Here is a 4,918-nt window from a genome sequence, read left to right as displayed (position 1 = left end):
GGACGAACGAAGTTTTGAAACTCAGAAATGTGCAAATTATTACGGGTCAATTCCTAAGGTGCCTCAGCGTGGTGGGCGAAATGCACGTAAAGCACGCAAAATAATTCTGGAAGTGAAGAAGAAAACCGCTACGATTCAATCACCCCAAAGACCGGGCGGACGTTTGGCTCCGATAACCGTCAATGTTCTGATTGCTGAAGAAATCAATAATGACACTGAGGATAGGTTGTGCTGGATTTTATTGACCTCAGAGTCACTGGAAACATTTGAAGATTGTCGTACAGTGCTGAGATTTTATGAATTGCGTTGGCGTATTGAGGAGTTTCATAAAGCGTGGAAAACCGGTGCAGGTGTTGAGCGCTTGCGAATGCTTTGTGCCGGTAATATGCAACGTCTTGCAGTAATACTGATGTTTGTAGCGGTAAGATTATTGCAAATCAGGAAAGCCCTGATTCTGCCTTATGACAGAAAGGCAAAAGGTGACAAAACATGGAATGAGAAGACACCAGCCAATAAAGTTGTGAGTGACGAGGAATGGAAAGTTCTCTGGATCACGTATTATGAGAACAAGTCTTTGCCTAAACCTTCAGATAGCAAAAAGCCCGAAGTGCTTACTAACGCTTCGAGCTTTGCTGTATCTGGTGCCGGCACCAAGAGTCGAACTCGGGACCCACTGATTACAAGTTGAAAGTACGATCGTTTCATGCCATCCCGTCAGATTCCACTATACTGCTCACAGCCCTTGAATAACAAGGGGTTGATAGTGGCAGACTGTTTCTTTAAATCCCATTAATCACCTTACAATTCCAATCGAAAGTGGGCACAAAAGTGGGCTCAGATCCCGTAACAGTCATAACAATAAAAAAACCGGTGTTAGTTCATGGCGAAACTGTCAGTACAGAATTTGAAAGACATCAATTCAAAACTCAGTGAGCGGGTTGGTGGGCGTGGTGATGGATCATTACTGTTTATCAGGCGGGAGAGCGAAACGATAGAAGCTTACTATCGTTACAAGCATCTGGGCAAAGAGGTCAAAATCAAGCTGGGGCATTACCAGTCCAATGACGGCGCCCTTTCGCAGATTCTGGATTATTGCCGTGAAAAGTCTCAGGACCTTTCCCGCTTGCGGCGCCAATATGGCGGTGACCTGAAAGGCTATCTGGAAGCCGAGGAGCGCAAGAAGGAACAGCAGAAGCTTGAAGAGCAGCAGCGGCAGGAAATGGAAGCCCGCAAAGGCTCATTCGCTGATCTGATGGAGTCCTACGTACTGGACCAGGAAGCCCAGGGTAAAGAGAGCGCCCACCAGTCCCGTCAGGCGTTCAGACTGAATGTGCTTGATGCCTATCCCATGATTGCGGCCAAAAAGGCTAAGGATGTGACGCCGGACGATATTGTCACCATTCTGGCAGCCATCCACCAGCGGGGATCTGAAGTGGAATCCGTTCGGGTTCGGGCATTGCTTCACGCCTGCTTCAACTTTGGCATCAAGGGCGACTACGACCCGACACGGATTGCCGAAAAGCGTTTCTATATCCAGCATAACCCGGTGACTGCTACCAAGAAAAACACCAAAGCCTCCAAACCCGGTAACCGTGTATTGAGCCATGAAGAGGTTCGTCTTCTTTGGAACAACATTGCCAACACCCATCGAGTCGGCTTTGTCCTAGCCTGTGCGATACGCTTTATGTTGGCCACTGCTGGGCAGAGGCCCAAACAGTTACTCCGGGCAACCTGGGAGGACTACGACTTTCAGCGAAACTGCGTTACTCTGATAGACCGAAAGGGACGGCAGGGAACGGAAAAGATACATGTGGTACCGCTAACCGGCAGGGCAATGGCGATCCTGCGAGCCGTAAGAGAAATCTCCGGTTCATACCCGTGGCCGTTTTTCATAATCAACCAAAGGGAACACTGCCATGAAACCAGACAGCAGCCCCCAGTACATAACCGACGATCAGGGCAACCGGGTATCTGTCGTCTTACCGGTGAACGACTACCAGGAACTACTGGACGACCTTGAAGACCTGGCCGCCGTTGCCGAACGCAGAGACGAAGAATCCATTTCCCATGACGATGTGCTTAAGCACCTGAAGGCCAGCGGCAAGCTATGAGTTGTTATACGTTGCGCTGGAAGCGTTCCGCCCTGAAGGAGCTGGAGAAGCTGCCCAGAGCCACGGTGGGCACGCTGGTGGCACTGGCGGAGTCGCTGGTGGATGAGCCGTTTCCCGACGGCTGTCGCAAGCTGTCCGGCACGGAACATACCTGGCGGGTCAGGGCAGGCAACTATCGTCTGGTGTACCAGATAGACAACGGACAGTTAATTATCGAATTGATCAAAGTCGGTCACCGTAAGGCGGTTTACCGCTGATTTTTTCTTGGGCCAGTATAGGGTTGTACCCGAAAGGACAGGTTTCCCGGCTGTTTGGACTGGTTCTGGTAAACAGGGATTTCTTGGGACCAATATGTACGAGTGGATTGGATTTGATGATTTTCAACCTGCTACGGGTATGGTTTACACGAGTAACAGCGAACAAATAGATCTTATCCTTCATGAAGCTCGCAAGCTCATCCCCGGCTGGTCGGATAAAAAAATTAATGATGTGACATGGCTGCTATTTGATGAAGCGGACAGATATATTCGCTTGGTAATAAAAGAAGCAGAAGAAGTAAGATGCCTGGTCATAGGTACTGCTGACGCCTGTACTCCATGTGAAATTCTGGATGAGAACAATTGCGATGGCGAAACTATTGAGTTTGTGGTCGTTGACAAGTTCATACGCTGGCCCGATTCCGAGATAGTGAATGACGTTTTTTTAAGTGACATGATCAGCCAGTATGAGCTTTGTGAATTTATAGCTACCAATGATAAAGATCCGTACTGAGGCTGGACAAGGTCAGAGTCCCTTATTGGTTACACTGCTCAGCAGTTAATGGCGTGCCTGGCTCTGAATTCAATAGCTACTGTAATCACTTATTTGAAAACTCCATGCCTGGATCACTGGTGGTCTGCTGATCAAGGTATTCCATTTTATCAAGCGAGTCATAAGCAGCAACTCGAAGGCACTGAATTAGCAATGTCAAATGCCTTGATGGCTGCGCAGTATCTATTAAAGGCCCATAACCTGAATTCTGTTTTTACCCAGAGCCAGCAAGAAAAAAAAGCAAAAGAAAACCAGAGAAAGAAAAGATATAGCCAGAAAAGGAGGAAAGGCCAAGGCAGGAAAGTATGCACCATTGAAGGAGTTTGTGATCGAATTCTACCACAAAAGCAATACAACTAACTTGGCTCAGGTTGCACGAAAAGCCGTTAAACCTGCTAAGGCATTTTGTGACGAAAAAAATCTCAATATCCGTTTAGCCCCAACAAATATCGAGAGAACCTTTAAAGGTTGGCTTCGTGAACATAGGAAGCACTGCCCAATTTGTGAAAAAAAAATGCCCTTTAATACGGTTGCTTGAGAAGCCGTACACGCCTGCTTAAGCAAATGAGATACGTCTACTTTTAGTCAAGTAGACGTATCTACAAACTGAAAGAGCATCTGACCCGTGGTTACACCATCAATCAGCAGCGGTTCGAGCAGAATGCCCAAGAGCTGGAAGCGGCCCTGAAACCGGTGCGCAAAGCGGCGGCCTCACCACAATTTCAGGCAGACACTGGCCGTGGGCTGGTGGAGATTATCAGCCGCTATATCCAGACCTTTCTCTGGCTGCAACGCTACGATGAAGGCAAGCTGCACGAGCCCCACGGCCAGCATGGCGGCACCCTGCCAACGGCGCAGCAGGCCAGCGAGGATCTGACAACCCTGAAGCAGCAACTGATGGCCAAAGGCGAAGCCACTGACCTGTTTGCCCGCCCCCGTGGCGATGGCCTGGGTGTCCTTCTGGGTAACCTGGACCAGAGCGCCTTTGGTGAACCCGCCTACCCGACCATTGAAAGCAAGGCGGCACACCTGTTGTATTTTGTGGTAAAGAACCACCCGTTTACCGATGGCAACAAGCGCAGCGGGGCTTTTCTGTTTGTGGGCTTTCTGCACCGCAATGGTCGCTTGTTCAATCAAAACGGCGAGCCGGTGATTAACGACATTGGCCTTTCTGCCCTGACCCTGCTGGTGGCGGAGTCCGACCCCAAACACAAAGAAACACTGATCCGCCTGATTATGAATATGCTGGCTCCGGAAGCTGAACAATGACTGAGCAACTGATCGTAAACCACCTCTCTACCCTGGCGCTGGCGGTGCAGAACAAATCCGCTTCTGGCCGGGGTTCCGGCAAGAAGATTGACCTTTATGGTATTAAGAAACTGCGGGAGCTGATTCTGGAGCTGGCGGTGCGGGGGAAGTTGGTGGCGCAGAATCCGGAGGATGAACCGGCTTCTAAGCTGCTGGAGCGGATTGAGGCTGAAAGAAATAGGTTGGTAAAAGAGAAAAGTATTCCACGCACAAAAGCACTGCCTTCAGTGGCAGAAGAAGAAAGGCCTGAAGATCTTCCAGCAGGTTGGGAGGTTGTTCGCCTTGGTAACTTAACGTCAAAGATAGGGTCAGGGAGTACACCAAGAGGTGGAAAAAATGCTTATGTTGAAGAAGGAATAGTTTTCCTTCGTTCTCAGAACGTATGGAATGAAGGGTTTAAGCTTGATGATATTGCTTACATTCCGAATGAAACACATCAAAAAATGGCAAATACAAAGGTGATGCCAGGAGACATTCTTCTCAATATCACAGGAGCATCACTTGGCCGGTCAACAATTTTTCCCCATGAGCTTTGTGAAGCCAATGTCAGTCAACATGTAACTATTATCCGGCCTTTAGAAAGTCAGATGGCCCTGTTCATTCATCTTGGTATTCTTTCCCCAATGGTTCAGAAGTTAGCAAAAACGTCGTAAACCCTCGCCCAATGCGGGCGGGGATATAAGACGGGA

8 protein-coding genes are annotated in these 4,918 nt (G+C 48.9%); all 8 read left to right on the top strand.

Annotation, left to right across the window (positions count from 1 at the left end; translation table 11 throughout):
- Positions 1-688 (top strand): transposase (locus KDK15_RS17140; RefSeq protein WP_257296608.1); only part of this gene is annotated, 688 nt, incomplete at its 5' end.
- A 192-nt stretch (positions 689-880) separates the two neighbouring features.
- Positions 881-2,020, top strand: coding sequence for a tyrosine-type recombinase/integrase (locus KDK15_RS17135; RefSeq protein WP_257296607.1), 1,140 nt, complete (start codon positions 881-883; stop codon positions 2,018-2,020).
- Positions 1,986-2,111: a hypothetical protein gene (locus KDK15_RS17130; protein ID WP_257296606.1), complete on the top strand. Its 126-nt coding sequence runs from the start codon at positions 1,986-1,988 to the stop codon at positions 2,109-2,111. Before KDK15_RS17135 ends, KDK15_RS17130 begins: the two co-directional genes overlap by 35 nt.
- The gene (locus tag KDK15_RS17125) at positions 2,108-2,368 is read left to right on the top strand and encodes a type II toxin-antitoxin system RelE/ParE family toxin (RefSeq protein ID WP_257296605.1); all 261 of its coding nucleotides are present in this window, start codon (positions 2,108-2,110) and stop codon (positions 2,366-2,368) included. The genes KDK15_RS17130 and KDK15_RS17125 overlap by 4 nt, the downstream gene beginning before the upstream one ends.
- Positions 2,369-2,462: 94 nt before the next feature.
- Entirely contained in the window at positions 2,463-2,882 is a 420-nt protein-coding gene (locus KDK15_RS17120) for a hypothetical protein (RefSeq protein WP_257296604.1), read from the top strand.
- A 352-nt stretch (positions 2,883-3,234) separates the two neighbouring features.
- Positions 3,235-3,459: a hypothetical protein gene (locus tag KDK15_RS17115; protein WP_257296603.1), complete on the top strand. Its 225-nt coding sequence runs from the start codon at positions 3,235-3,237 to the stop codon at positions 3,457-3,459.
- Between the two features lie 155 nt (positions 3,460-3,614).
- Positions 3,615-4,190 carry a Fic family protein gene (locus KDK15_RS17110; RefSeq protein WP_257296602.1) on the top strand — a complete coding sequence of 192 codons (576 nt, stop codon included), beginning with the start codon at positions 3,615-3,617 and terminating at the stop codon, positions 4,188-4,190.
- The gene (locus KDK15_RS17105) at positions 4,187-4,882 is read left to right on the top strand and encodes a hypothetical protein (protein ID WP_257296601.1); all 696 of its coding nucleotides are present in this window, start codon (positions 4,187-4,189) and stop codon (positions 4,880-4,882) included. The genes KDK15_RS17110 and KDK15_RS17105 overlap by 4 nt, the downstream gene beginning before the upstream one ends.
- Positions 4,883-4,918 lie beyond the last annotated feature (36 nt).

Source organism: Endozoicomonas sp. YOMI1, assembly GCF_024606345.1.
Lineage (GTDB): Bacteria > Pseudomonadota > Gammaproteobacteria > Pseudomonadales > Endozoicomonadaceae > Endozoicomonas.
Note: the sequence above shows the minus strand (reverse complement) of the source record. Positions and strands in the feature narration are given on the sequence as shown.

Bases quoted from the DNA above. Each gene is read 5' to 3' on its own strand.
- KDK15_RS17135 (WP_257296607.1), top strand. From the start codon at position 881: ATGGCGAAACTGTCAGTACAGAATTTGAAAGACATCAATTCAAAACTC.
- KDK15_RS17125 (WP_257296605.1), top strand. From the start codon at position 2,108: ATGAGTTGTTATACGTTGCGCTGGAAGCGTTCCGCCCTGAAGGAGCTG.
- KDK15_RS17120 (WP_257296604.1), top strand. From the start codon at position 2,463: ATGTACGAGTGGATTGGATTTGATGATTTTCAACCTGCTACGGGTATG.
- KDK15_RS17105 (WP_257296601.1), top strand. From the start codon at position 4,187: ATGACTGAGCAACTGATCGTAAACCACCTCTCTACCCTGGCGCTGGCG.